The organism is Hydrogenophaga sp. (genome assembly GCF_026125785.1).
Taxonomy (GTDB): Bacteria; Pseudomonadota; Gammaproteobacteria; order Burkholderiales; family Burkholderiaceae_C; genus Hydrogenophaga.
Genome location: NZ_JAHCKL010000010.1, coordinates 28,588 through 53,386, shown reverse-complemented (window position 1 = coordinate 53,386; position 24,799 = coordinate 28,588). Strand labels below are relative to the sequence as shown.

Here is a 24,799-nt window from a genome sequence, read left to right as displayed (position 1 = left end):
ATGAACATGGCGCACGACAAGACCCGCGTTCCCGTCATCGTCGGGGCCGGCCAGGTGACCGACACGGCATCTCCCCCCGAGAGCGCTCGCTCGCCCCTGGAACTGATGGTGGAGGCCGCCCGCCTGGCCGCGGCCGACAGCACTGCCGGTGAGGCGCTGCTGCGCTCGCTGGACTCGGTGACGGTGATACGGCTGTTCGCCGACACCGTGCCGCGTTTTGCCTCGCCATTTGGCAAGCTGGCCAACCCGCCCTGGTCGGTGGCCCGGCGGCTCGGTGCGCGGGCGGCGACGGATCTGGTGTACCCACCGCAAGGCGGCGACACGCCCCAGGTGCTGCTGGCCCGTGCGTGCGAACGCATTGCACAGGGGCAGTCGCAGGCCGCGCTGATCGTAGGGGGCGAGGCGCTGCGCACGGAGCTGGCGGCCAAGCGCGCGGGCCTGCAACTGGTCTGGGGCGAGGACGCACCCAGTCCGCCCGACGGGCTGGACGGCGTGAAGGACATGTACACCGCCGAGGAGGAGGCGCACGGCATGCGCTCGGCCATCGCCATGTACGGGCTGATCGGCCAGTCGTTGCGCGCATCCGCCAGGCAGACCGTGGACCAGTACCGAGAGGCCAGCGCGCGCCTGTTTGCCGGCCTGGCCGCGGTGGCCAAGGCCAACCCGCTGGCCACGCGCCGCGCCGGCTACAGCGCCGAAGCCATTGCGGCCGTGAACACGGACAACCCCTATGTGGGATTTCCCTTCACCAAGCTGATGACGGCCAGCGCCTACATCGACCAGTCGGCGGCGTTCGTGGTGGTCTCGGAGGCGAAGGCCGATGCGCTGGGCATACCGGTGGACAGGCGTGTCTACCTGCACGGCAGCGCGGCGGCCCATGACCAGTGGTTCGTGAGCGAGCGCCCCCGGCTGGACGCGTCACCGGCCATGCGCCTGTGCGCACAGCACGCGCTGGCGCAGGCCGGCCGCACACTGGACGAGGTGGCGTTCTTCGATCTCTACAGCTGCTTTCCGTCGGCGGTGCAGATCGCCTGCAAGGAGCTGGGCATTTCGCCCGAGGACCCGCGCCAGCTCTCGGTGACGGGCGGCCTGCCGTACTTTGGTGGACCGGGCAACAACTACGTGACGCACGCGATCGCCGAGATGGTGCTGCGTGTGCGCGGCCAGCCCGGGTCCTTTGGCCTGGTCATGGCCAATGGGGGTCTGGTCACCAAGGAGGCCGTGGGGGTGTTCTCCACACAGCGGCCGGACAAGCCTTTCGTGCGCGAACCCGCCTCCGTGATCCAGGACCAGATCGATCGCATGACGCCCCGCGAGCCCCTCAACCACCAGCCGCAGGGCGAGGCCGTGATCGAGACCTGCGCCGTGCTGCATGGCAAGAAAGGCCCCGAGCGCGGTGTGCTGTTCGGCCGCCTGGTTTCCTCGGGTGAGCGCTTCCTGGCCAACTCGCCCGCGGATCCCGCGACCCTGGCGCGGTTGCAGAGCGATGGCGCCATCGGTCTGCGCGGCAAGGTTTCTCAGGTCGATGGGCTCAACGTCTTCGTGCCGTCGTGATGGCACTCAGGCCAGATGCGGAAGCCCATCGGTATGCTGGCAGCCCTCGCACAAGGTCTTCACCAGCTCACGCACCACGCCGCGCACCCACTGATGCAGTGCCTGGCGATGGGTGCGCTCGTGCCAGACCATGGTGGTCTTGAAGGCCGCTGTCTCGAAAGGCAGGGCATGCAGCGTGATCGGCAGGACCGCCTGGCTGCGCCGTGCCAGCCAGGTGGGCATGGTGCAGAGCATGCCCGAACTGGCCACGATGGGCGGCGCGAGCAGGATGGAATTGACCCGTGCCCCAACGGTACGCACGAGGTTGCGCGCCTTCAGCGCGTCCGCCACCGAGGACTCGGCCCAGGAAATGGAGTGCCGGGGTGCGGCGGTCAGCACATGCCGCTCGCGCATGAAGGTGTCCAGCGAGAGCCGGCGGTCGCGTATGCGCGGATGGTCATTGGCGCGTATGGCCGAGAGCGACTGGCTCAGCAGGTCGCTCGCGTACATCTGTTCGGGTACCGAAGTGGCGTAGCCGATCCCCAGGTCCAGCTTGCCCTCGGCCAGCAGGCTGAAAAGGTTGGCCTGGTCCAGGCGCTGGATGTGCAGGCACAGCGCCGGCGCCTCGCGGTCCAGCCGCGCAGTCAGCCGAGGGCCGAGCTCCAGGGCCATCGAGTCGGACATGGCGACGGTGATGACGCCTTCCGCGCGTGCGGGTTCGAAAGGGCGTGGGTCGGAAAAGATGTCATCGAACACCGACAGGCCCGATTTCACGAGCACCGCCAGTTCCACCGCGCGCGGCGTGAGCTCCATGCCCTTGCCGGTGCGCACCAGCAGCGGGTCGCGCGTGAGGTGGCGCAGCCGGTTCAGGGCGTTGCTCATGCCGGGCTGGCTCATGCCCAGGCGGTTCGCCGCGCGCGTCACGGAGCGCTCGGACAGCAGCGCCTCCAGGCAGTACAGCAGGCCGATTTCTATGCGCTCTCCGCCCATTTTTGGACCAATCATTCAAGACTTGAATGGTCTTATTCTAGGTCCTTTGTTGCCGAAGAGAGCCCGCGCCGGTCTAATTCCGCAACGCCGCCGAGACCGGTCTTCCCAGTGGTGAAGGCCAGGCTGACGGCACTGGAGACAACCCATTCGCGTCCCATGGCCAGGCGGATCGGTCCGTGGCGCGCGCAATGCAGGACACATAGCCATGCGTGATACCTCACCCAGCCCCGAGCGCCACGACGGCGACGACCAGGTCGGCTCGCTGCCCCTGCGGGAAAGCGCCGAACTGACCATGTTGCGCGACGCTGCGCGGGACATGCTGGCCACCCACTGGCCATCGGTCAGTGCCGCGGCCTGGGCGCAGCAGCCCGATGCGCTGCTGCGCCTGTGGCGGCAGGCGGTGCGCCAGGGTTGGACGGGCCTCGAACTCGATGATGTCGACATGGGCCTGGCCGCAGCGCTGGTGCTGCAGCAGGAGCTCGGTCGAGCCGAATGTCCGCTGCCGCTGACCGAGGCGGTGCTCGCCGAGGCGGTCCTGGCGGCTTGCAAGGATCAGCCGCAGGCGGACTTGCTGCGCACCGCGCTGCACGAGGGCCATCTGGTGCCGGCCTGGTGCCATGGCCCCGCGGCGGGCGAGGTGGATGCGTTCACGCTGACGCAGGACGACAAGGGCCTGAGCGCCCGTCTGTCGCATGTGGAGAACACCGCCGTGGCGACCCATCTCTTCATCGCCACCGGCGCTCCTGGCGAGGTGCTGGTGGTGCACATGGCGCAGGCCATGGTGCGTCCCACACCTGGCCTGGCGCGGCCCGCGCTGGCGGAGGTGGTGCTCGACCAGGTGACGGGTTTCGATCGCCTGAGCACCGGTTTCGATCTGGCGGCGCTGCCGTCCCTGGCGCGTCTGTTGCTGGCGGCGCGGGCGCAGGGCGCTGCCAGCCACGGTCTGGACCTGTTGTGCGAGTACGCCCGCGTGCGCTCACAGTTTGGCCAGAAGATCGGCCAGTTCCAGGCCATTCAGCACAAGCTGGCCAACTGCCTCATGGGTACCGAGGTTTGCCGGCTCGCGCTGCTGCATGCAGGCGAGGCGCGCAGTGCCGGGACGCGGGCCTACCGTGCCGCACTGGCTTGTGCCCTGGCGGGCCAGTACCTGCGCCAGGTGGTGCTGGAGTTGCACCATGGTTTTGGTGGCATCTCGTTCTGGGAAGAGCATGAGATGCCGCGCATCTTCCGCCGCGTGCACGCGGACCTCGTCCGTCTGGGTGGCGTGGGGGCCGCGCGTGAGGTGCTGGCTGCGGCATTGCTGGTGCCAGGTGCTCGCATTCCCTCGTTTTCGCTGAGCCCGCAGGCAGACGCTTTCCGCCACGAGGTGCGCGAATGGCTGCAGGCCCACTGGGACCACCGGTACCCGCCCGAGACCGCCGCTCTGCCGGTGAACCACCGCAAGGCCCGGCAGGACTTCAGCCGCAAGCTGGGCCAGCGCGGCTGGCTGGGTGTGAGCTGGCCCAAGGCCTACGGTGGTCAGGGGCGCAGTGCGCTGGAGCACCTGGCTTTCGAGGAAGAGATGGCCTACAGCGAAGCGCCAGTGACGTTCCACAACACCGCGGCCACCATGATCGGGCCGGCGTTGATCCGCTACGGCAGCGAGGCGCAGAAGCAGATCTTCCTGCCCGGCATTGCCCAGGGCGAGGTGTCTTTTGCGCTGGGCTACAGCGAACCCGACCACGGCTCGGACCTCGCGGGCATCCGCACCGCCGCCACGCCGCTGCCGCAGGGCGGCTGGCGCATCCGCGGCCAGAAGATATTCACCTCGACCGCAGGGTTCTCCACGCACCTGTGGCTGGCCGCGCGCAGCGACCCCCAGCAGGCGCGCCACCGCGGCATCAGCGTCTTCATCGTGCCGCTCAACGCACCGGGCATCACGCTGCAGCCCATGCTGGGCCTCAATGGCCACCGCGCCAATGTCACTTTCCTGGACGATGTGGTGGTGGGTGAGGATGCGCTGGTGGGCGACCTGCATGGCGGCTGGGAGGTGATCACCGCCGCGCTGGCCTTCGAGCGCGTGTCGCTCGCGGCCAGCGCGGCGCGCATCCGGGGCTACTTCGATCTGCTGCTCGCGCATGTGCAGACGGCCCGCCTGGGCGGCAAGCCGATGGCCGAAGACCCGCTGGTGCGCGACCGCATCGGCGACCTCGCCGCGCGCATCGAGGCGGCGCGTCTGCTCGCGGTGAACACCGCGCTGGTGGTGCAGGACGGCGAGGTGCCGGTGCACCAGGCCGCGATGGTCAAGGTGTTCGCCAGCGAACTGATGGAATCCCTTTCCGAAGCTGTGTTCGACCTGGTCGGCACCGGCGCGACGCTGGATGGCGCCGCCGCCGGCGCCTTGCTCGATGGCCGCTTCGAATACGCCGTGCGCGACGCTCTGCTCTACACCATCGGCGGCGGCACGAACGAAATCCAGCGCACCCTGATTGCCCAGAGAGGCTTGGGGATGCCTCGCTGAGCGCGCCGCGCAGGCGGCTTTCTTTGAACCCGTACCACCCAGAAGGAGACCCTCCATGAGCACCACTCGCCGCACCCTGCTGGCAGCCGCCTGCGCGCTGGCCATCGCGCCCGCCGCGCATGCCCAGGCCTATCCGGACCGTCCGGTGAAGATCCTCTACACCTATGCGCCCGGCGGCCCCGGTGACGCGCTCACGCGCCTGCTGGCCACGCACATGGGGCCGTTGCTTGGCCAGCCCGTGGTGGTGGAGAACCGCACCGGCGCCTCCGGCGGCGTGGGCGTGATGGCGGCAGCCCGTTCGCCTGCCGATGGCTACACCTTCCTGCTCACCACCATCACCACCGTGGTGCAGATTCCCATGGTGATGCGCGACAACAGTTTCGACCCCGTGAAGTCGCTCACGCAGGTGGCCAATGTCGCCACGCAGCCGCTGGTGCTGGTGGCCCACCCCAGCGTGCCGGCCAACGACTTTCTGGCTTTCGTGGAATGGATGCGCAAGCAGCCCGAAGGCGTGCACGTGGCCGTTTCGGGCCCGACGCTGGAAGTGGCCTCCGCGCTGGTCAACAAAGGCGCCAACATCAAGATGGTGAACGTGCCTTACCGCGGCGCGGCGCCGGCCTTCCAGGCGCTGCTCGGTGGCGAGGTCAAGCTCTACTTCACCACGCCCTCGGCGGCCCTGCTCGACTTCGTGAAGCAGGGCAAGGTCAAGGTGCTGGGCGTGACCTCCGCGCAGGCGTCGCCGTTGATCCCCGGCGCCGAGCCGATCGGCAAGTACGTGCCCGGCTATGTGCAGGACATCAACTTCGCCGTCTGGGGGCCGCCTGGCGTGCCGGAGCCTGTGATGGCCAAGGTGACCGAATCCATCCGCAAGGCCATGGCGGTGCCGGAGATGGCCGAGAAGCTGGGCATGATGGGCATGACACCCGCGCACGCCGAGGCGGCCAAGGTGGTGAGCATCACGCAGCACGAGGCAGCCAACATCAAGCGTGCGATGGAAATCGCCACCATCCGCTACGGTGAGTGAGGCTTGGCCATGAAGCCGTCTGCGCCGATGCGCGAACGCGTCAGCGAGGCCGAGTGGGCCGCCCGGGTTGACCTGGCGGCCTGCTACCGGCTGGTGGCCCTGTATGGCATGGCCGACCTGATCTACAACCACATCACGGTCCGCGTACCGGGCGAGGAGGGCCACTTCCTCATCAACCCGTTTGGCCTGATGTACGCGGAGATCACCGCGTCCAGCCTGTTCAAGATCGACTTCGAAGGCCGCGTCATCGAAAGGCCCGACCTGCCCGGGGACATCGAGGTCAACCGCGCTGGCTTCGTCATCCACAGCGCGGTGCATGCCGCGCGTCACGACGTGGCCTGCGTGCTGCACACCCACACCCGCGCGGGCATGGCCGTGTCCGCCATGGCCTGCGGCCTGCTGCCGGCCACACAGGGCGCGCTGCGTTTCCACGGGCGCCTGGCTTATCACGACTTTGAAGGGCCGGCCGTGGACGAAGGCGAGCGGGAGCGCCTGGTGAGCGACCTCGGCGTTCACGACGCCATGGTGCTGCGCAACCACGGCCTGCTCACCTGCGGTCGCAGCATCGCCGAGGCCTTTCTGCTCATGCACCGCCTGGAAATGGCCTGCCGCGTGCAGGTGGACCTGATGGCCGCCGGCACGGCGTTGCACATGCCGACCCCGGAGGTGATGGAGAAGACGGCACGCATCCTGGCACCACCCACCTTCACCGGCCGCACCGGCAACGAGGCCTCGCTGGGCAACTGGAACGGCCAGCGCGAATGGGCCGCGTTGGTGCGCCAACTCGAACGGACCGATCCCTCCTACCGCGACTGACCCTTATGTTCAAGCTTGAAGACATCGAGAAACAGCTCCCCACCGCACAACCCCGCAAGCCCGGCGCGCCGACCGCGCTCGGCGGCATCCGCGTGGTGGACTTCAGTCATTTCATTGCCGGTCCGTATGCGACCATGATGCTGGCCGATTTTGGCGCCGACGTCATCAAGATCGAGGCGCCCGCCAAAGGCGACGACTTTCGCCACTACCCGCCGACCGACCCTGCCTTGCCCGCGCAGGGCGCGTCCTTCTTCTTTGCCAACCGCAACAAACGCAGCGTGGCGCTGGACCTGAAGAACCCTGCCGCGCTGGCGCTGGTGCGCGAGCTCATTGCCGAAAGCGACGTGCTGGTAGAGAACTTCTCCACCGGCGTGATGCAGCGCTTCGGCCTCGACCCCGAGACCTGCCTGGCGCTCAATCCTCGGCTGGTGTATTGCTCGGTGCCGGCCTACAGCCGCGACGGCGAGTTCGCCGACCGTCCCGGCTTCGACCCGGTGGTGCAGGCCGAGAGCGGCTTCATGTCCATGAACGGCTACGCCGACCGCGACGGGGTTCGGGCGCTGTCGCCTGTGATGGACATCGGCACCTCGCTGATGGTGTGCAACACCGTGCTGGCCGCGCTCATGGCGCGTGGACACACGGGCAAGGGGCAGTACTGCGAAGTCTCGCTGTTCGACAGCGCGGTGGCCATGCTGGGCTATGCGCCCATGCAGTACCTGCTGGGCGGCGTGGAGCCGCAGCGCAACGGCAACGTGAGCCCGGACACCTCGCCATCCGGCGTCTTCCATTGCACAGACGCCACCTTCTACGTCAACAGCGGCAACGACCGCATCTTCGAGCGGCTGGTGGCCGGCGTGCTGCAGCGTCCTGACGTCGCGGCCGATCCCCGCTACAACAACCGGGTAGGCCGCACGCGCCACCGCGACACCCTGTTCCCCATCCTGGAGGAGGCCTTTGCCAGGCAGCCCTGGGCGCACTGGCGGGACAAGTTCCGTGAGGCAGGCATTCCCAGCGGCGAGGTGCGCACCGTGCCGCAGGCGCTGGCGTCCCGCGAAGCGGCGGCGCGGGGCCTGGTCACGCGCATCGCCCATCCCCAGGCCGGCTGGGTGCCCAACATCACGCCGCCGCCCCGGCTGCAGGAAACGCCGGTGGTGGACCCGGTGGTGGCTCCGGCGCTGGGGCAGCACACCCAGGAGGTGTTGCGCGAGGTGCTGGGCTGTGACGACGCGCGGCTGGAAACGCTGCGCCAGGCCGGGGCTTTCGGCGCGGCCTGAACTGCGCGATGCCACTGCTTGGCACAATGGTCAGTCTTTTCACAACCACCACCTGACCAGGAGCGAGACAAGCATGAGCACCCCCAAGCCCAGTACCACCTTTGACAAAGAGGCCCTCAAAGGCCGCGTGGCCGTCGTTACCGGGGCCGGCGGTGGCCTCGGCGGCGCCATGGTCGCGCGCCTGCACGCCATGGGCGCGAGCGTCGTGGCCGTGGACATGAAGGCGCCGCAGAACCCGTTGGCCGCTCAGGCCCTGGCTTGCGACGTGACCGATGAGGCATCCATCGCAGCCATGGCCGCGCAGGTGAAGGAGCGCTTCGGCCGCTGTGACATCCTGGTCAACAACGCCGGCGTGATGGCGCCCGTGATCCCGCTGGAAGAGTTGCCGGTGGAGACCTGGGACAAGGTCATGTCGGTCAACCTGCGTGGTTCCTTTCTCTGTGCCAAGCACCTGGTGCGCATGATGCTGGCCCAGAAGAGCGGTGCCATCATCAACATCGCCTCCATTGGTGCGCGCGTCCCCAACGACATCGGGCCCTACGGCCCGAGCAAGGCTGGCGTGCTGGGCCTGACGCACCAGATGGCGGTGGAGTGGGGGCCGCGCGGCGTGCGGGCCAACTCGGTCAGCCCGGGCATGATCCGCACGCCCATGTCCGAGCATTTCTACCAGAACGAGAAGCTGCACCAGGGGCGCATCAAGGTGGTGCCCACGGGCCGCATCGGCCGCCCCGACGACATCGCCGACGCGATCGCCTTCCTGGCCAGCGACGCTGCGTCCTACATGAACGGGCAGGACATCATCGTGGACGGTGGCTTCATGCGCACCGCGCTGATGAACGTGCAGCCGGCCGTCTTCGCCTGAAGACGGCGTGTGGCAGGGGGGCGCTCAGCCGCCCAGCCACCTGGCGGGCACGGTGACGATCCAGGGGCAGAGGATCAGCAGGAACAACACCAGGAACTGCGCGGTCATGAAAGGCAGCACGCCGCGCGTGACCTCGTCCATTTTCATCTTGCCCACGCCGGCCACCACGTTGAGCACCACACCCACCGGCGGTGTCACCAGGCCGATGGCGTTGTTCATGATGAACAGCACGCCGAAATAGACCGGGTCTATGCCCGCGGCCTTGACCACGGGCATGAGCACAGGCGTGAGGATCAGGATGGTGGGCGTCATGTCCATGGCCGTGCCCACGGCCATCACCAGCAGCATGATCATCAACAGCAGCAGGAGCTGGTTGTCCATGAAGGGTTGCAGCAACTCCACGACCTGGCCGGGGATGTCGGCCACCGTGATCAGCCAGGCCGACACCATGGCGGCGGCGATCAGGAACATCACGATGGCGGTGGTGCGCGCAGCACTGACAAACACCGCGTAGAGCTGCGACACGTGCAGTTCGCGGTAGACCACGGTGGCCACGAAGAGCGCGTAGACGGCGGCCACCACCGCGGCCTCGGTGGGGGTGAACACGCCCAGCTTCAGGCCCACCAGCACGATCACCGGCAGCATGAGCGCCCAGGTCGACTCGCGCAGCGCCTTCAGGCGTTCCGCCGTGCTGGCCTTGGGCGGCGTCTGCACCTGCTCGCGGCGCGCCACCAGGTACCAGGTGATGGCGATGGCCAGGCCCATGAGCAGGCCGGGCACGATGCCGGCGAGAAACAGCTTGCCGATGGAGACGTTGCCCGCCACGCCGAAGATGATGAAGGCGATGGACGGTGGAATCACGGGCGCGATCACGCCCGCGGAAGCGATCAGTCCGCCGGCCCGTGCCTTGTCGTGGCCGGCGCGCGTCATCATGGGCAGCAGCAGCGCGGCCAGCGCGGCGGTGTCGGCCACGGCAGAGCCCGACAACGCAGCCATCAGGCAGCCCGCCACCACCGCCACGTAACCCAGTCCGCCCCGGCGATGACCCACCAGCGTCATTGCCAGGTTGACGATGCGCTGCGACAGGCCGCCCACGTTCATGATTTCGCCAGCGAGCATGAAGAAGGGAACGGCCAGCAGCGGAAAGCTGTCAGCGCCATTGATGACGTTCTGCGCCAGGATCTGCGCATCGAAAAGGTCCAGGTGCCACATCAGCGCCACGCCGGAGAGCAGCAGCGCATAGGCGATCGGCACCCCGATCAGCATGGCGCCCAGCAGGGCAAGAACAAAAATCCAGATGGTCATGGGTGGTCTCTCGCTCAGTGCTTTTGGTGGCGCTCGAACGAGGCCAGTTCTTCCGATTCGGTGACGGCAGCCAGCTCGGCGTCGCTGGCCTGCCCGCTGGCGATGCGCCACATCTCGCGCAACAGCAGCGCGATGGCGGACATGGCAAAGACGATGCCCGAGGCATAGAAGACAGCCATGGACAGGCCGGTCACCGGCGCGGTGGACTCCAGGTTGATCCTGGCCTGTTCCATGCCGCCGGTGAGCAGCAGCCAGGTGGCCCACAGCATCAGGGCGTGGGCGATGAACAGGCAGACCCGCCGGGCCAGCGGCGGCAGGCGCGAGGTCAGCACATCCGTGCCCAGATGGCCGCGCTCCTTGAGCGCGACGATGGCGCCGAGGAAGGTCAGCCATACGAAGAGCCAGCGTGAGAGCTCTTCGGATATGGCAATGTTGGAATTGAAGCCATAGCGCAACACCACGTTGCCAAAGACCAGCACGACCATGGTGGCCAGCGCCAGTGCACAGAGAAAATCCAGCAGACGGCAGTAGCCGTCGAGCAAGCGGTTCATGAAAAGACCTTTTTCAGGTGGCGGCGGTGAATCCGCCGGAGAATGCGGGGCCCGACCCAAGGAGACCGGCCCCATGACCCTGCGCGGCACATCGTTCCTCGCGATCTGGAACGACATCGACCAGATTGAAGACGTGGCGTACGACGCCTGGCTGACCCATGAGCACATGCCCGAACGCATGGGCGTACCGGGTTTCCTTCGGGGCCGGCGCTACGTGGCGCTGGATGGCGCGCCGCCGCACCGTTACTTCAATTTCTACGAGATCAGTGACGCCGACGTGATGACGGGTGCGGCCTACCTGCATTGCCTGAACCACCCCACGCCACAGACGCAGCGCGTGATGCCGCACCTGACGAACTTCCAGCGCATGGGCGGACGCACCATCGCCTCCCATGGCCGCAACGTAGGCGGGGTATTGGCCACGCTGCGCTTCCAGGCGCCGCTGGCGCAGGTCGAGGCGGCCGCGCAGGCGCTGTGCGAAGGCCTGCTGCACGACACCGTGGTGGTGGGCTGCCATGTGGGCGTTCCTCTGGCATCGGTCGCCGCTGTGCAGACGCGTGAGCGCGAGCTGCGCGCGCAGGGGGCCGTGGGCCAGGAGGCGGCGGACGATCATGTCCTGCTGGTCGAATCGGCCAACGGCCTGGCTTTGCAGGAGCGCCTGTCCGGTATCGGGCAGGCCCTGGGGCGGCACATCGGTGGCGCATCGAGCGTGCACGCGCGCCTCTACGGCCTGAGCTACCTGCTTGAAGCCCAGGCCGCCTGAGTCGCTCGTGCGCTGCGTGCGCACTCAGCGGCCGCTGTGGATCTTGTCCATTTCCTCGCGGTAGATCTTCATCAGCGCGGGGTCGTAGCTGGCGGCGAACTTGTCCACCACCGGCACTGTGGACTGGCGCATCCGGGCCAGTTCGGCGGCGGGGACTTCATTGATCTTCATGCCTTTGGCTTCGAGCTCCTGGCGGCTCTTGTCTGCCGATTCGCGGCTGACCTTGCGCTGGTAGGCACCCGCTTCGCGCGCGGCATCCTGCAGGATCTTCTGCTCGGTGGCCGAGAGCCTGTCCCAGAACTTCTTGCTCACCTCGATCAGGTTCGCGGTGTAGACGTGGTTGGTCACGCTCACGAACTTCTGCACTTCGTAGAACTTGTTGGACAGGATGATGGTGTACGGGTTCTCCTGCGCGTCCAGGGCCTTGGATTCCAGCGCACCGTACAGCTCGCCGAACGCCATCGGCACCGGGTTGGTGCCGAGCGCGCCGAAGCTCTCCACGAACACCGGATTGGCCATCACGCGGATCTTCAGGCCCTTGACGTCGTCGGCCGCCAGGATCGGCTTGCGGCTGTTGGTGAAGTTGCGAAAGCCGGTCTCCCAGTAGTCCAGTCCGACGATGCCCTTCTCCGGCAGGCGGTCCAGCAGGGCTTTGCCGAAGCGGCCCTGCAGCAAGGCGTCGGCCTGCTGGGCATTGGTGATGGAGAAAGGGGCGTCCAGGATGCCGAACTCCTTGACCAGCGCGGCGGCGGTGGTGGTGGCGGGGGTGAACATTTCCTGCACGCCGCCTTGCACCGCGGCCTGCTGTTGCAGTTCACCGCCCAGCACCGATGCCGGGAATTCCTTGACGGTGAGCTTGCCTCCGCTCTTCTGGGCCACCAGCTCGGCGAAGCGTTGAACGCCCTGGCTGATGGGGTGACCCACGGGGGTGAGGTGGCCGAAGCGGATGGTACGGGTCTGGATGTCCTGCGCCGAGGCGCCGCCTGCCATCAGCAGGGCGGCCAACAGCGAAAGCGGCGCGGCCAATTTCCGGAAGGTCATCGATGTGTCTCCATTTGAGATTTTCAGTTGAGAGATGGGAGGTGAGACTATATTTGAAATATTAAACCTATTAACAGGTCGGTCCAATGAATCGTTGATACTCAGCCAGAGGATGTCTTGGCCTGGAGCCGCGCGAAAGGACTCAGGTCCGCCTGATGGGTGCCGCCATACTGGTCGGCGTGCTTGTGCACATGCATCAGCGTGGTGTGCAGGAAGCCGCCGTCGGCCACGATGTCCTGCCCGTTGACGAAGGCTGCCGCGTCGCTGGCCAAGAAAGCCACCACCGCCGCAATGTCGTCCGCCGTTCCCAGGCGCCGCACAGGAATGACCTGCGTGCGCAACTGCAGCATGTCGGGGTTCGCGTAGTGCACCTCTGACAGGGGTGTGCGCAGAAAACCGGGGCTGACCGAGTTGGTGCGCACACCCATGGGTCCCCATTCCACGGCGGTGTGGCGCGTCAACGCCAGCACGCCGGCCTTGGTCACGCTGTAGGGGGGCGAGGTATTGGGGCTCTGCGCACCGATGGAGCCGATGTTGATGATGCTGCCGCTGGCCTGGCGCAGCATGGCGCGTCCAAAGGACTGGGTACAGAGCAGCACGCCCGTGAGGTTGACCGCCATGCTGCGGTTCCAGTCGCTCAGCGATAGCTTCTCCAGCGGACTCGCAGGCACCAGGATGCCGGCGTTGTTGACCAGGATGTCGCAGCGTCCCTGTTGGGCCAGTACGGTTTGCGCAGCGCGGGCCACAGCGGACTCGTCCGTAACGTCACAGGCCACGGCCTGGACCGTGGCGCCGCAGCCGCGGAGCTCCTCGATCAGGTTGTCGAGACTCTCGCCGCGAGGCTCCAGCAACGCCAGGTGTGCGCCGAGGCGCGCCAGATGGCGCGCGATGCCGGCACCCAGTCCGCCCGCTGCGCCGGTGATGACCGCCACGCGGGCGTCGAGTCGGTTCGAGGGGGTCATGCCAGGTCTTTCGTCGAATGGACGGTGTTTCGAGCCGGCATGCCCAGCATGGCGCGGGCCTCGTCGGGCGTGGCGGGTTCACGGCCGCAGTTGCGCGCCATCTCGACCACGCGGCGCACCAGCTCGGCGTTGCGTGGCGAGCCCAGTTCGGCGTAGTCGTGGTCGCCAACGCCGATGGAGACATGCCCACCCAGCGCCACGGCCGTGGCGGCGAGTGGCAGCAGGTTGGCGCCGGTCAGCGCGACCGTCCACTCGCAACGGACATCGTCTGGCAGGAAATCCACCAGCGCCATCAATCCGCGCAAGGTCGGCGGGTGGTGCGCGAGCGAGGCCGCGCTCAGTCCCAGGTAGATCCAGGCGGGCTGCGCGATCAGGCCGGCGCGCAGGAAAGCGGTGGCGCTGCGCAGCATGGGCAGGTTCCAGCACACCAGTTGCGGCTTGACGCCGGCCTCGCCCAAGGCATGGGCGAAATGACGCAGCGTGGCATGGCTGTTGATGTAGGTGCGGTCTTCGGTGGTGAACCAGCCGCTGGCGGCGTCGAAACGGTCCGCGTTGGTCGACCCCATGTCCATGGGGGCGATGTCGGGTGCTTCTCCCTGGCGGGCGAGTTCGACGATGTGGGCGACACGTTCCTGCGCCGACAGTGGCCGTTCGAAGGCGCCCAGCGTGGGGTAGACCAGCATGTCGCAGCGCGCGCGGATGGCCCTGATGGGTGCCCGGTAGCTCTCCAGCCCGAAGGCCGGTTCGCCGGCGGGTCCGCGCGCATGGAAGTGCACGATGGACGCGCCTGCGGCGCGGCACTCCGCCGCATCCTGGCCGATCTCCTCGGCGCTCCAGGGCACATGCGGGTTGCGCGCTCGCATGGCGTACTCATTCGCGCGCACCTCGATGATGAGTTTTTTGCGTTCGGGCATGCAGCGGTCCTCAGGGTTCGATCAGGCGACGAGCGTCCGCCGGCGTGGCGACCTGGTGTCCGAGCGCTCGGATGGCATCCGCCGCGCGCTCGACGATCTGCGGATTGGTCAGTGGCGGCGAGGGGCCGTCGGCATGCAGACAGTCTTCGAAGCCCACGCGCACGTGGCCACCGAGCTCCACGATGTCCGGTATGAGCGGTGCGATGTCCGCGCCCAGCGCGCCGGCAAACCAGTGGCAGCGCACCCCGGCCAGCATCTGGAGGCAGGCCAGCAGGCTGGCGCGTGTGGGAGGCAGCCCCACGGGAACGGCGGGTCCGCCCAGGTAGAACTTGAGCATCAGGGGTTCGGCCAGCAGGCCCTGCTCCAGGAACACCAGCGCGGCCCGCAGGAAGCTGGCGTCGAACACCTGCACGCTGGGGCGCAGGCCCAGCTCTTTACATGCCTGCAGAAAGTAGCGGCTGTTCTCCGCGCTGTTCAGGTAGGTGCGTTCGCCGCGCAGTTGCCGCGTGATCGGGTCGTAGCCCGCCAGGTTGACTGAACCGGGGTCGCACAGGCCCAGGTCGGGCCGCGTGGCCGGGTCTGCCGCGAGGCCGAACATGTGCTGGTAGCGCAGCACGGGATCTGTGCCATTGGCCAGCGTGGGCCACAGCAGGGCGTCGCAGCCGGCGCGTATGCCCCGGATGGCCGCGGCGTAGCTCGGCACGTCGTGCACCCAGGCTCCGTCGTGCGGGTCGCGCACATGAAAATGGACCAGCGAAGCGCCTGCGCGGCAGACGGCGATCGCATCCGCCACGATCTCGCTGGTCGACCATGGCACATGCGGGTTGCGGTCGCGCATCTGGTTGCCATTGATCGCCGACTCGATCATCACCACGCGCATGGACAGCCCTCCGGTGAAGCGAGAGAAACGGCCCGGGGAGGCCCGGGCCTCGGCGCGGACGGCGGCTTATTCCGCCGTGATGCCGGCGGCCTGGATCACCGGCTTCCAGCGAGCGATCTCGCTGGCGATGGTCTTGCGGAAGGTGGCCGTGCTGGTGTCGGGCGCCACTTCGGTATTGAGTGTCTTCAGCGCGTCCTTCACGCGCGGCGTCTCCAGCACGGCCGCGATCTCGCGGTTGAGCCGGTCGATGATGGGCTTGGGCGTGCCGGCGGGTGCGATCACACCGTACCAGGACTCGAGCATCAGCTCGGGCATGCCGAGTTCGGCGGTGGTGGGCACGTCGGGCGCGATGGAGACACGCTTGGGGCTCATGACGGCGAGCGCGCGCATCTTGCCCGCGGCCACGTGCGGCAGGGAGTCGGTGTTGCCGAAGACCACCTGCACCTCACCGCCGAGCAGACCCATGAAGGCCGGCGCGCCGCCGCGGTAGGGCACGTTGATCATCTGGCCATTGGTGAGCTGAGAGAACAGGCCGGCCGTGAGGTGGAAGGTGCTGCCATTGCCCGCTGTGCCGTAGCTCAGCTTGCCCGGGTTGGCCTTGGCGAAGGCCACCAGATCACCAAAAGTCTTGATCGGGCTGGACGAGTTCACCACGATGAGGTTGGGGCCGATGAAGGTCATGGCCACCGGCTCGAAGTCCTTGGTCGAGTCGTAGGGCAGGTTCTTGTACAGGCTGGGGCCCAGGGACAGCGGCGCGATGGTGCTCAGGCCAATGGTGTAGCCGTCGGGCGCGGCGTTCTTGATCGCCGCCGTGCCCAGCGTACCGCCGGCACCGGGACGCACGTCCATCACCACCGGCTGGCCCAGACGTTCCTGCAGACCGTCGGTGAGCAGGCGCGCCAGGTTGGCGCCCAGGCCGCCGGCGGCGTAAGGCCAGACGAACTTGATGGGCCTGTCGGGGTATTGCTGGGCAAGGGCGGGCGCTTGCCAGCTGGCGACCAGCGCGACCAGGGCGGTCACCGCGGTGCGGCGCATCATCTTGAAGGACGTCATGGTTGTCTCCGTGTGTTGAAAGATGGAATGCGAGGGCTGACGGACCGTCGTCAGGCCGGGGTGTTCTGCGGTCCGCGCACCAAGCGGCCTGGCGTGGCGCCGGTGGACTCGCCATCCAGGTAGGTGATTTCGCCCGAGAGGATGGTGGCCTTGTAGCCGCTGGCCTTCTGCAGCAGGCGTTTGCCGCCAGCGGGCAGGTCGTCCACCACGTAGGGCTTGCCCAGCGCGAGGCGGTCGAAGTCGATGATGTTGACATCGGCCTTCATGCCCGGCTTGATCACGCCACGGTCCAGAAGGCCGACGGTGAACGCCGGGTCGCTGGTGTAACGGCGCACCAGCTCTTCCACCGGCTGGCGGCCGCTGGCGCGGTCGCGGCCCCAGTGCGTAAGCAGGTAGGTGGGGAAGCAGGCGTCGGTGATGAAGCCCACGTGTGCGCCGCCGTCGCCCAGACCGATCATGGCGTTGGGGTGGTTGAGCATCTCGCGCGTCGGCTCGCAGACGTAGTCGTGAAAGCCCGTGAACGTGGCGTAGAGGAAGCTGTGTCCGCCGTCTTCGAGCAGCATGTCGTACGCCACTTCCGAGCCGCTGCGGCCCTCGCGGCGGGCGATGTTGGCGATGGAACTCTCGCGCGGCGGTTCGTAGTTCGGCGGATCGCCCAGCAGGAACATGTGCTCGTACATCTTCTCGAAGCCCATGCGCTCGAACAGTGGGAAAGTGCTGTCCTTGTAGGGGTCCTCGCTCAGGATGCGGCGGCGCACCTCGGGGTCGCGCATGCGGGCCACGCGTTCGGCCAGAGGCAGGTTCGCGATGCTGCGGTAGGTGGGCGTGGCCGCGAACGGATTCTGCGTGCCGCTGAGGCCGAACAGCGAACCGATGGGCCGCGGCGCGGTCACGGGACGGATGCGAAGCCCGTCTGCGGCCGCCTGGTCCGAGAGCGCCAGCAGTTCACGCCAGACGTCCTTGCGGTCACCGTGCCGCTGATTGAGCGAGAACACGCAACTGCGCCCGGACTTTTCCACCAGGCGGCGCATCATCGCGAACTCGCCGGCCGGGCTGGGCTGGTCCCAGTCGGACACGAATTCCAGCTGGCCATGGCCCGCGTCGGCCAGGCCCATGGCGATGCCCAGCAGTTCCTCTTCCTGCGCGCGCAGCATGGGGGTGGGGTCGCCCTTGGCGGTCTTGTGGCTGATGGTGCGCGAGGTGGAGAAGCCCAGGGCACCGGCGCGCATGGCCTCGGCGGCGATCTCTCGCATCTGCGCGATGTCTTCCGCCGTGGCGTTCTCCAGGCGCAATGCGCGCTCGCCCATCACGTACACGCGCAGGGGACCGTGTGGCAGTTGGGCGCAGATGTCGGTGTCGCGCTGGTGCGCGTCCAGCGCGTCCAGGTATTCCCCGAAGCTCTCCCAGTTCCATTGCAGGCCTTCGACCAGGCAGGGGCCGGGGATGTCTTCAACGCCTTCCATGAGCTCGATCAGCGCATCGCGGTCGGTCGGGCGCACGGGCGCGAAACCCACGCCGCAGTTGCCCATGACCACCGTGGTCACGCCGTGCCACGAACCGGGTGTGAGCTGCCGGTCCCAGATGGCCTGGCCGTCGTAGTGGGTGTGGATGTCGACGAAGCCCGGAGTAACCAGCAGACCCTGGGCGTCCAGTTCCTGGCGTCCCTTGCCAGCCACCTGGCCCACGGCCGCGATGCGGCCGTCCTTGATGGCCACGTCGGCGGCAAAGGCGGGAGCGCCGGTGCCGTCCACCACCTGGCCGTTGCGTATGACCAGGTCGAACTCGGTTGCGGTCGTCATGCGGGAATCCTTATTCTGCGGTGATGCCAGCCTTCTCGATCACCGGCCGCCAGCGGGCGGTTTCGGACTTGATCTTGTCGGCGAAATACTTGGGGCTCTGGTCCGGGGCGGCTTCCATCATCAGCGTCTTGAGCTGAGCCTGCGTGGACGGCATGCCCAACACGGCGATGGTGGCCTTGTTCAGCTTGTCCAGGATGGGCTTGGGCGTGCCCAGCGGGGCGAAGATGCCGTAGAACGACTCCATCACCAGATCCGGCATGCCCAGCTCGGCGGTGGTGGGGATCTCGGGCGCTGCTTCCAGGCGCTTGGGGCTCATCACGGCCAGGGCGCGCATCTTGCCCGCGCGCACGTGTGGCAGGGACGACAGGTCGCCGAAGACCACCGACACCTCGCCGCCCAGCAGGCCCATGTAGGCTGGGGCCCCGCCCTTGTACGGGACGTGAACCATCTTCGAGCCGTTGAGCAGATCGAACATGGAGGGCATCAGGTGGTAGGTGGTGCCGTTGCCCGCCGAGCCGAAGTTCAGCTTGCCGGGGTTGGCCTTGGCTTGCGCGCGCAGGTCGGCGAAGTCCTTGATCGGGCTGTCCGCGCGCACCACCACCGCATTGCCACCCACGTAGACCATGGCCACGTGCTCGAAGTCCTTGCTCGGGTCGAAGGGCAGGTTCTTCTGGATGGAGGGCAGCAGCGTGGATGTGCTGTTGGTGCCGAGCATGATGGTGTAGCCGTCCGGCTCCGCCTGCTTGGTGAGCTGGAACGCCACCACGCCACCGCCGCCGGGCTTGGCATCCACATACACCGGCTGACCCAGTTGTTGTTGCAGGCCTTCTGCCAGGATGCGCGCCAGGTTGGCGCCCAGGCCGCCAGCGGCGAAAGGCCACACCATGCGGACCGGTTTTTCCGGCCATTCGGCCAGGGCGGGGGCATGCCAGGCGGCTGCCAGCGAAAGCAGCGCGGCCCATGCCGTGCGGCGCAGGAAGCGTAGGGATGTCATGGTGTGTCTCCTGTCGTTGTCGTGGTCGCGAAGAGACCCGTCCGCGAACGGGTCGCGCGCACTCAGGCCGGTGCGTTCTGGGGGCCGCGCACCAGGCGGCCAGGCAGGGCGCCGGTGGCTTCGCCATGGCGGTACACCGGCGTGCCCGACACGATGGTCGCGGCATAGCCCTGGGCGCGCTGCATGAGGCGGCGGCCTCCGGCAGGCAGGTCGAACTGCATGTGCGGCACGGCCATGCCCAGCGCATCCGGGTTGAGCACATTGATGTCGGCCTTCATGCCGGGTGCGATCACGCCACGGTCGCTCAGGCCAACCGCGCGAGCGGTGTCGTGCGACTGGCGCTTGATCAGCCAGGGCAGGTCGAAGCGGCCCTTCTCGCCGCCCCAGTGGCTGAGCACGAAGGTCTGGAAGCTGGAGTCACAGACCAGGCCCACGTGCGCTCCGCCATCACCCAGGCCGATCACGGTGTCCGGGTGCGCGATCATGTCGCCGCAAGCATCCAGGCTGCGGTCCGCGTAGTTGGCAAAGGGCGAGTACAGCATGCCGTGACCGTCGTCGGCCATCATCAGGTCGTACGCCACTTCGCCCGGTTCGCGGCCCTCGCGTGCGGCGATGGCGGCCACCGACTTCTCCGGGCCGGGGTCGTACTCGGGCGGATTGCCGAAAGCGAAGATGTTGGTGAACTCCACCAGGCGCATGCCCAGCGGCGTCTTGCCGCTGTGCGGCAGCTCCCGCAACAAGGCGGCACGCACCTCGGGCTGCCGCATGCGGGCCACGCGCTCGGCGAAAGGCAGCTCGGCAATCGCCTGGTAGCTGGGGCACTCGGAGAACACGTTGCGGCTGCCCTGCAGGCCCAGCATGATGCCCACGCCGCGCGGTGCCACCTGGGCCAGCATGCGCAGGCCGTCCTGGTTGGCCTGGCGCGTGAGCTCCAGGATGCGCTGCCAGCCGCGCGGGTTCTTGTGTTTCTGCATCAGCGAGAACGACAGCGGCCGGCCGGAGGCCTCCGTCAGGCGGCGCATGAGCTGGAACTCGCCGTCCACGTCCTCGCCGTCGAAGTCGGTGATCATCTGCAGCACGCCGCGCCCGGCGTCCTTCACGCCCATGGCGATGGCCATCAGCTCTTCTTCCGACGCCTTGAGCGTGGGGGTGGGCGTGCCCTTGATGGATTTGTGGTTGATCGAGCGCGAGGTGGAGAAGCCGATCGCGCCGGCGCGCATGGCCTCGGTGGTCAGTGTCCGCATGCGGGCACGGTCCTCGGCGGTGGCTATTTCGAGCCGCGAGGCGCGCTCGCCCATCACGTACACGCGCAAGGCGGCGTGGGGAAGCTGGGCGCCGAAGTCGATGTCGTGCGGCTTGCGCTCCAGCGCATCCAGGTAGTCGGAGAAACTCTCCCAGGCCCAGTCCAGGCCTTCCTGCAGCGCCACGCCAGGGATGTCCTCCACCCCTTCCATCAGGTCGATGAGGCGGTCGCGATCCTGCTTGCGCACGGGCGCGAAACCCACGCCGCAGTTGCCCATGACGGCGGTGGTCACGCCGTGCCAGCTGGATGGCGCGAAGCGCTGGTCCCAGACGGCCTGGCCATCGTAGTGGGTGTGGATGTCGACGAAACCCGGCGCCACCATGTGGTGCCGTGCGTCGATTTCCTCGCGGCCCTGGGCCGTCACCTTGCCCACTTGCACGATCACGCCTTTGTCGATCGCCACGTCGGCTTGCACCAGTGGGCCGCCCAGGCCGTCTGCCACCGCGCCGCCACGAATCACCAGGTCCAAGGTGCTGCTCATCGTCGTTCGTCCTTCTGAAATCTTGTCTCCACCGCGCGGAGGGCCTCTGGCGCAGACGCGCCGCATGCCCCGCGAGGTACGGGATTCTCGCTGCATCAGGTTGCAATGTCAACATAATAGGTTGACATTGCAACAATTTGAATATTGCCAACCGAATCGGACGGGGCGTTGAATAATGGCGACCCCATCCTGATCCAAGGCTTGCCTGTGCTTGGCTCAAAGAATGGTAAGACCATATACTAGTTGAATGAAAAAAGATATGCAAACTGTCCTGATCACCGGTGCTTGCGGCAATCTCGGAAAAGCGGTTGCCCAGATGTTTTCCTCAAATGGTTGGACCTTGGTCCTGCTGGATCGAGAACAGGCGCAGCTCAACAGCGTGTTCGGCACGGATGGCGAACGCCAGCTCAGCCTGGCCGCCAACCTGCTGGACGCGGCGTCCGTGCAGAGTGCGGTGCAGCAGGCCTTGCAGCGCTTCGGCCGCATCGACGTGCTCTGCAACCTGGCAGGCGGCTTCCGCATGGGTGAGCCGGTGCACGAAACGTCGGACGGCACCTGGGATTTCCTCATGGGGCTCAACGTGCGCTCGGTGCTGCACACCGCGCGCGCCGTGGTGCCCGCGATGCTGGCCGCAGGTGGCGGCCGCATCGTGAACATCGGTGCCGGTGCGGCGGGCAAGGGCGGTGCGAACATGGGGGCCTATGCGGCATCCAAGAGCGCGGTGGCGCGGTTGACGGAGTCGATGTCGGCCGAGTTGCGTGAGCGCGGCATCAACGTCAACTGTGTGCTGCCCAGCATCATCGACACGCCGGAGAACCGCAAGGACATGCCCAAGGCGGACCCCTCCCGGTGGGTATCGCCTGCATCGCTGGCAGGCGTCATCGCTTTCCTGGCCTCGGATGCCGCGAGGGATATTCACGGCGCCAGTGTGCCGGTGTCGGGTCTGAGCTAAGCTCGGCCTCCCGTTACATCCCAAGGAGGTATTGCGCCATGGTCTCCACCCGTTCGCTCGGCCGTTCCGGCATTCAGGTCATGCCCCTTGCCTTTGGGGGCAATGTCTTCGGCTGGACCGTGGATCAGGCGCAGTCCTTCCGTCTGCTGGACGCCTGGGTCGATGCCGGCTTCAACCTCATCGACACCGCCGACGTCTATTCGAGCTGGGCGCCTGGCAACCAGGGTGGTGAATCCGAGACCATCATCGGCAACTGGTTGCAGGCCAGCGGCAAGCGCGACAAGGTCGTGATCGCCACCAAGGTCGGCAAACCCATGGGACCGGACAAGAAGGGACTGCGCCCCGCCTACATCCGCCAGGCTGTCGAAGCTTCCCTCCAACGCCTGAAGACCGACCGCATCGACCTCTACCAGTCGCACGACGACGATGCCGACACGCCGCTGGCCGACACACTGGGTGCCTTTGCCGACCTGATCCGCGAGGGCAAGGTGCGCGCCATCGGTGCCTCCAACTACAGCGGTGCCCGCCTGAGCCAGGCGCTGGCGGAGAGCGAGCGCCTCGGGCTGCCGCGCTACGAGACCTTGCAGCCGCTCTACAACCTCTACGACCGTCAGGGATTCGAGACCGATCTGTTGCCGGTCTGCCAGGCGCACGGCGTGGGTGTGTTGACGTTCTACGCGCTGGCCGCCGGTTTCCTCAGCGGCAAGTACCGCAAGCCCGAGGACGCCGCCAAGAGCGCGCGCGGCACCAGCACCATTGGCAAGTACCTCAATCCGCGCGGCCTGGCGATTCTGGACGCGCTGGACACCGTGGCCGCCCGCCACGGTTGCGCGCCGGCCCAGGTGGCCATTGCCTGGCAGCTTGCCAAGCCTGGCATCACCGCGCCCATCGCCAGCGCGACCACGCTGGAACAGCTCAAGGACCTCGTGAGCGCGGTGTCGCTGAAGCTGAATGCCGAGGACGTGAACGCGCTGGACCAGGCGTCCGATCTCAAGGTGCCTTGAGGTAGGTCTTGACCATGCGCGCCAGTTCGGTGATCAAAGCCTCGTCCTCCAGGAGGAGCGGTCCGGGGTTGTTCAGCGTGGCGTGCACCAGCGTGCCTGCAAGGGCCTGGTAGGCGAAGAGGATCCGCAGTTCTCGCTCCTTCGGTGGAAGGTGGGTGAGCAGTGGCTTCATTCGCACGGTGAGCGCGGCGCGGTAGCGGTCGCCGGAAGCCTTGAAGAGATCCCACATGCCCTCCTTGGTGTGCTGCAGGGCAGCGCGCAGTACACCAACGTTGGAGCGAAAACCCTGCACGGTGAGGTGCACCATGTCCTGGCAGAGATCGTCCAGGCGGGTCTTGCCGATCACGTGCCTGGCCGCGAAGTCGGCCAGTACGGCTTCGGATTGCATGGTTTGCACGCGTTCCATGGTGAGAAAGAAAGCCTGCTTGTTCTCGAACCTTCCGTAGAAGGCGCCTACGGTCGTACCCGCGGCGCGGCACACCGCTTCCACCGAAAGATCTTCGAGTGAACGGTCCCTGAGCAGGGTCCGGCCCGCCTCGATCATGGCCAGCGCCGTGCGCAGGCTGCGGTCCTGCTGCGTTGGGTTGAGTTCGGGCAGCCGTCCTTGCGCTATCCAGTCGCGCAGGCTTCCAAGCAGTTGGTGATCGATCGCCGGCGCCGTACGCGTTTTGGCGGTTTCGCGTGCTCTTGGAGCGTTTTTGCCTGTCTTCATGGTGGCGCTACTTTAGCCTTGTGTTCGTGGCGGGCTGGACTTGGTGAAAACCCTATTGGAAGGACCATTGATATTTCTGAAAATAAAATCAGAATAACAATTCTATTTTTATCAAAACCTTCAGGAGCACACATGAGTACCGTGAGCGCAGTTTCCAAAGACCCCTCAGTGGCCGTGATGGCCAAGCCGCCCCGCACAGCGCCAGCGCCTGCCATGGCCAGAGGTTCCTTCGGCCCATGGCAGGGGAAGCTTCTTTCACCCACGCTGGGTCTTGAACTCTCCGGGATTTCCCTGGCGACGGAATTCGATGAACAGGAGGTGGCGATGCTGCGCCAACTGCTGGCAAGGCATAAGGTGCTCGTGTTTCGCGAACAGGACGTCACGCCGGCGCAGCATGTGGCCTTTGCCAGGCGTTTCGGCAAACTTGAAGTGCACCCGATCATCAAGCGCCATCCGGACCATCCTGAACTGGTGACGTTCGTGCACAACGACGTCAACGTCGGCGTCGAGAACGTTTACCACTCGGATACGTCGTTCTATCCGGAGCCATCGATGGGTTCGGTGCTTCGCTGCGTCGAATGCCCGGAAGTGGGCGGCGACACCATCTTTGTGAACATGGTGGCCGCGTACGAATCCCTGCCCGATACGGTCAAGGAGAAGCTCATCGGCCTGAACGCGATGCACGACGCTTCGGTGGTCTTCTCCAACCGCACGCCAACGTCTGAAGGCCGGGCCAAGCTGCGCGAAGAGATTCCCCCAGTCGAGCATCCTGTGGTGCGCACCCATCCCGAGACCGGCGAGAAGATCCTCTATGTCAATGAGGCTTTCACAACCCATTTCGCCAACTACCGGCAAATCAATGAGGGGGTTTGGAACCGCGATGCGCCGACCCAGGCGCGCGACCTTTTTGCCTTTCTCCTGCGCCAGGCGCGCACGCCTGAATTTCAGGTGCGGATCCAGTGGCGCAAGAACACGATCGTGTTCTGGGACAACCGGTCGGTCCAGCACTACGCCATCATGGATTACTACCCCAACGTCCGCAGCATGATGCGTGCGACCATCATCGGAGACCGTCCGCATTGACGG

At 66.9% G+C, this 24,799-nt stretch carries 22 protein-coding genes; 10 read left to right on the top strand and 12 right to left on the bottom strand.

From position 1 onward, the window contains the following. On the top strand, positions 1-1,554 hold the full coding sequence (locus KIT53_RS11560) for an acetyl-CoA acetyltransferase (protein WP_297752417.1): 1,554 nt from the start codon (positions 1-3) through the stop codon (positions 1,552-1,554). A 6-nt stretch (positions 1,555-1,560) separates the two neighbouring features. On the opposite strand, the gene KIT53_RS11555 is transcribed toward KIT53_RS11560, so the two are convergent. Further along, a complete protein-coding gene (locus KIT53_RS11555; RefSeq protein WP_297752414.1) occupies positions 1,561-2,538 on the bottom strand; it encodes a LysR family transcriptional regulator in 978 nt (325 codons plus the stop codon). Positions 2,539-2,728: 190 nt separating this feature from the next. Here KIT53_RS11555 and KIT53_RS11550 point away from each other — a divergent pair, with 190 nt between their 5' ends. The 5 genes from KIT53_RS11550 to KIT53_RS11530 all read left to right on the top strand — a co-directional run bounded on the left by KIT53_RS11550 (position 2,729) and on the right by KIT53_RS11530 (position 8,999). Then, positions 2,729-5,023, top strand: coding sequence for an acyl-CoA dehydrogenase (locus KIT53_RS11550; RefSeq protein ID WP_297752410.1), 2,295 nt, complete (start codon positions 2,729-2,731; stop codon positions 5,021-5,023). Between the two features lie 55 nt (positions 5,024-5,078). Then, positions 5,079-6,047, top strand: coding sequence for a tripartite tricarboxylate transporter substrate binding protein (locus KIT53_RS11545; RefSeq protein ID WP_297752408.1), 969 nt, complete (start codon positions 5,079-5,081; stop codon positions 6,045-6,047). Positions 6,048-6,056: 9 nt separating this feature from the next. Beyond that, positions 6,057-6,863, top strand: coding sequence for a class II aldolase/adducin family protein (locus KIT53_RS11540; RefSeq protein ID WP_297752405.1), 807 nt, complete (start codon positions 6,057-6,059; stop codon positions 6,861-6,863). Positions 6,864-6,868: 5 nt separating this feature from the next. After that, a complete protein-coding gene (locus tag KIT53_RS11535) occupies positions 6,869-8,137 on the top strand; it encodes a CoA transferase (RefSeq protein ID WP_297752402.1) in 1,269 nt (422 codons plus the stop codon). A gap of 73 nt (positions 8,138-8,210) precedes the next feature. Continuing rightward, the gene (locus tag KIT53_RS11530) at positions 8,211-8,999 is read left to right on the top strand and encodes an SDR family oxidoreductase (RefSeq protein ID WP_297752399.1); all 789 of its coding nucleotides are present in this window, start codon (positions 8,211-8,213) and stop codon (positions 8,997-8,999) included. Positions 9,000-9,023: 24 nt separating this feature from the next. Here the strand turns inward: KIT53_RS11530 and KIT53_RS11525 are convergent, their stop codons facing one another. Then, positions 9,024-10,304, bottom strand: a complete 1,281-nt coding sequence (locus KIT53_RS11525; protein ID WP_297752396.1) for a TRAP transporter large permease subunit — start codon at positions 10,302-10,304, stop codon at positions 9,024-9,026. 14 nt (positions 10,305-10,318) lie between these two features. After that, positions 10,319-10,855 (bottom strand): TRAP transporter small permease, encoded by a 537-nt coding sequence (locus KIT53_RS11520; protein ID WP_297752393.1) that lies wholly within the window; start codon positions 10,853-10,855, stop codon positions 10,319-10,321. A 73-nt stretch (positions 10,856-10,928) separates the two neighbouring features. Between KIT53_RS11520 and KIT53_RS11515 the strand changes: the two genes are divergently transcribed. After that, entirely contained in the window at positions 10,929-11,618 is a 690-nt protein-coding gene (locus KIT53_RS11515; RefSeq protein ID WP_297752391.1) for a hypothetical protein, read from the top strand. 24 nt (positions 11,619-11,642) lie between these two features. Here KIT53_RS11515 and KIT53_RS11510 read toward each other — a convergent pair whose 3' ends face one another. The 8 genes from KIT53_RS11510 to KIT53_RS11475 all read right to left on the bottom strand — a co-directional run bounded on the left by KIT53_RS11510 (position 11,643) and on the right by KIT53_RS11475 (position 21,045). Continuing rightward, positions 11,643-12,659 carry a TRAP transporter substrate-binding protein gene (locus KIT53_RS11510; RefSeq protein WP_297752388.1) on the bottom strand — a complete coding sequence of 339 codons (1,017 nt, stop codon included), beginning with the start codon at positions 12,657-12,659 and terminating at the stop codon, positions 11,643-11,645. A 101-nt stretch (positions 12,660-12,760) separates the two neighbouring features. Beyond that, positions 12,761-13,621, bottom strand: coding sequence for an SDR family oxidoreductase (locus tag KIT53_RS11505; protein ID WP_297752385.1), 861 nt, complete (start codon positions 13,619-13,621; stop codon positions 12,761-12,763). Then, positions 13,618-14,535, bottom strand: coding sequence for a 3-keto-5-aminohexanoate cleavage protein (locus KIT53_RS11500; RefSeq protein ID WP_297752382.1), 918 nt, complete (start codon positions 14,533-14,535; stop codon positions 13,618-13,620). Before KIT53_RS11500 ends, KIT53_RS11505 begins: the two co-directional genes overlap by 4 nt. Positions 14,536-14,545: 10 nt before the next feature. Beyond that, complete coding sequence (locus KIT53_RS11495) at positions 14,546-15,415, bottom strand: 3-keto-5-aminohexanoate cleavage protein (protein ID WP_297752377.1); 870 nt, start codon at positions 15,413-15,415, stop codon at positions 14,546-14,548. Positions 15,416-15,481: 66 nt separating this feature from the next. Next, positions 15,482-16,468, bottom strand: coding sequence for a tripartite tricarboxylate transporter substrate binding protein (locus tag KIT53_RS11490; protein ID WP_297752374.1), 987 nt, complete (start codon positions 16,466-16,468; stop codon positions 15,482-15,484). 50 nt (positions 16,469-16,518) lie between these two features. Further along, positions 16,519-18,267, bottom strand: a complete 1,749-nt coding sequence (locus KIT53_RS11485) for an amidohydrolase family protein (protein ID WP_297752371.1) — start codon at positions 18,265-18,267, stop codon at positions 16,519-16,521. Between the two features lie 10 nt (positions 18,268-18,277). Beyond that, on the bottom strand, positions 18,278-19,261 hold the full coding sequence (locus tag KIT53_RS11480) for a tripartite tricarboxylate transporter substrate binding protein (protein WP_297752368.1): 984 nt from the start codon (positions 19,259-19,261) through the stop codon (positions 18,278-18,280). A 62-nt stretch (positions 19,262-19,323) separates the two neighbouring features. Then, the gene (locus KIT53_RS11475) at positions 19,324-21,045 is read right to left on the bottom strand and encodes an amidohydrolase family protein (RefSeq protein ID WP_297752365.1); all 1,722 of its coding nucleotides are present in this window, start codon (positions 21,043-21,045) and stop codon (positions 19,324-19,326) included. Positions 21,046-21,292: 247 nt separating this feature from the next. Here KIT53_RS11475 and KIT53_RS11470 point away from each other — a divergent pair, with 247 nt between their 5' ends. Continuing rightward, positions 21,293-21,997: an SDR family NAD(P)-dependent oxidoreductase gene (locus KIT53_RS11470; RefSeq protein WP_297752362.1), complete on the top strand. Its 705-nt coding sequence runs from the start codon at positions 21,293-21,295 to the stop codon at positions 21,995-21,997. Positions 21,998-22,035: 38 nt separating this feature from the next. Next, positions 22,036-23,001 (top strand): aldo/keto reductase, encoded by a 966-nt coding sequence (locus tag KIT53_RS11465; protein ID WP_297752359.1) that lies wholly within the window; start codon positions 22,036-22,038, stop codon positions 22,999-23,001. Here KIT53_RS11465 and KIT53_RS11460 read toward each other — a convergent pair. Beyond that, positions 22,988-23,713, bottom strand: a complete 726-nt coding sequence (locus KIT53_RS11460; protein ID WP_297752356.1) for a TetR/AcrR family transcriptional regulator — start codon at positions 23,711-23,713, stop codon at positions 22,988-22,990. The two genes, KIT53_RS11465 and KIT53_RS11460, sit on opposite strands and share 14 nt — an antisense overlap. 132 nt (positions 23,714-23,845) lie before the next feature. Between KIT53_RS11460 and KIT53_RS11455 the strand changes: the two genes are divergently transcribed. Then, positions 23,846-24,796 (top strand): TauD/TfdA family dioxygenase, encoded by a 951-nt coding sequence (locus tag KIT53_RS11455; RefSeq protein WP_297752353.1) that lies wholly within the window; start codon positions 23,846-23,848, stop codon positions 24,794-24,796. Positions 24,797-24,799 lie beyond the last annotated feature (3 nt).

What these genes read in the sequence shown, in the direction of transcription:
- KIT53_RS11560 (WP_297752417.1), top strand. Translation starts at nt 1, where the DNA reads ATGAACATGGCGCACGACAAGACCCGCGTTCCCGTCATCGTCGGGGCC.
- KIT53_RS11555 (WP_297752414.1), bottom strand. Translation starts at nt 2,538, where the DNA reads ATGATTGGTCCAAAAATGGGCGGAGAGCGCATAGAAATCGGCCTGCTG.
- KIT53_RS11550 (WP_297752410.1), top strand. Translation starts at nt 2,729, where the DNA reads ATGCGTGATACCTCACCCAGCCCCGAGCGCCACGACGGCGACGACCAG.
- KIT53_RS11545 (WP_297752408.1), top strand. Translation starts at nt 5,079, where the DNA reads ATGAGCACCACTCGCCGCACCCTGCTGGCAGCCGCCTGCGCGCTGGCC.
- KIT53_RS11540 (WP_297752405.1), top strand. Translation starts at nt 6,057, where the DNA reads ATGAAGCCGTCTGCGCCGATGCGCGAACGCGTCAGCGAGGCCGAGTGG.
- KIT53_RS11535 (WP_297752402.1), top strand. Translation starts at nt 6,869, where the DNA reads ATGTTCAAGCTTGAAGACATCGAGAAACAGCTCCCCACCGCACAACCC.
- KIT53_RS11530 (WP_297752399.1), top strand. Translation starts at nt 8,211, where the DNA reads ATGAGCACCCCCAAGCCCAGTACCACCTTTGACAAAGAGGCCCTCAAA.
- KIT53_RS11525 (WP_297752396.1), bottom strand. Translation starts at nt 10,304, where the DNA reads ATGACCATCTGGATTTTTGTTCTTGCCCTGCTGGGCGCCATGCTGATC.
- KIT53_RS11520 (WP_297752393.1), bottom strand. Translation starts at nt 10,855, where the DNA reads ATGAACCGCTTGCTCGACGGCTACTGCCGTCTGCTGGATTTTCTCTGT.
- KIT53_RS11515 (WP_297752391.1), top strand. Translation starts at nt 10,929, where the DNA reads ATGACCCTGCGCGGCACATCGTTCCTCGCGATCTGGAACGACATCGAC.
- KIT53_RS11510 (WP_297752388.1), bottom strand. Translation starts at nt 12,659, where the DNA reads ATGACCTTCCGGAAATTGGCCGCGCCGCTTTCGCTGTTGGCCGCCCTG.
- KIT53_RS11505 (WP_297752385.1), bottom strand. Translation starts at nt 13,621, where the DNA reads ATGACCCCCTCGAACCGACTCGACGCCCGCGTGGCGGTCATCACCGGC.
- KIT53_RS11500 (WP_297752382.1), bottom strand. Translation starts at nt 14,535, where the DNA reads ATGCCCGAACGCAAAAAACTCATCATCGAGGTGCGCGCGAATGAGTAC.
- KIT53_RS11495 (WP_297752377.1), bottom strand. Translation starts at nt 15,415, where the DNA reads ATGCGCGTGGTGATGATCGAGTCGGCGATCAATGGCAACCAGATGCGC.
- KIT53_RS11490 (WP_297752374.1), bottom strand. Translation starts at nt 16,468, where the DNA reads ATGACGTCCTTCAAGATGATGCGCCGCACCGCGGTGACCGCCCTGGTC.
- KIT53_RS11485 (WP_297752371.1), bottom strand. Translation starts at nt 18,267, where the DNA reads ATGACGACCGCAACCGAGTTCGACCTGGTCATACGCAACGGCCAGGTG.
- KIT53_RS11480 (WP_297752368.1), bottom strand. Translation starts at nt 19,261, where the DNA reads ATGACATCCCTACGCTTCCTGCGCCGCACGGCATGGGCCGCGCTGCTT.
- KIT53_RS11475 (WP_297752365.1), bottom strand. Translation starts at nt 21,045, where the DNA reads ATGAGCAGCACCTTGGACCTGGTGATTCGTGGCGGCGCGGTGGCAGAC.
- KIT53_RS11470 (WP_297752362.1), top strand. Translation starts at nt 21,293, where the DNA reads ATGAAAAAAGATATGCAAACTGTCCTGATCACCGGTGCTTGCGGCAAT.
- KIT53_RS11465 (WP_297752359.1), top strand. Translation starts at nt 22,036, where the DNA reads ATGGTCTCCACCCGTTCGCTCGGCCGTTCCGGCATTCAGGTCATGCCC.
- KIT53_RS11460 (WP_297752356.1), bottom strand. Translation starts at nt 23,713, where the DNA reads ATGAAGACAGGCAAAAACGCTCCAAGAGCACGCGAAACCGCCAAAACG.
- KIT53_RS11455 (WP_297752353.1), top strand. Translation starts at nt 23,846, where the DNA reads ATGAGTACCGTGAGCGCAGTTTCCAAAGACCCCTCAGTGGCCGTGATG.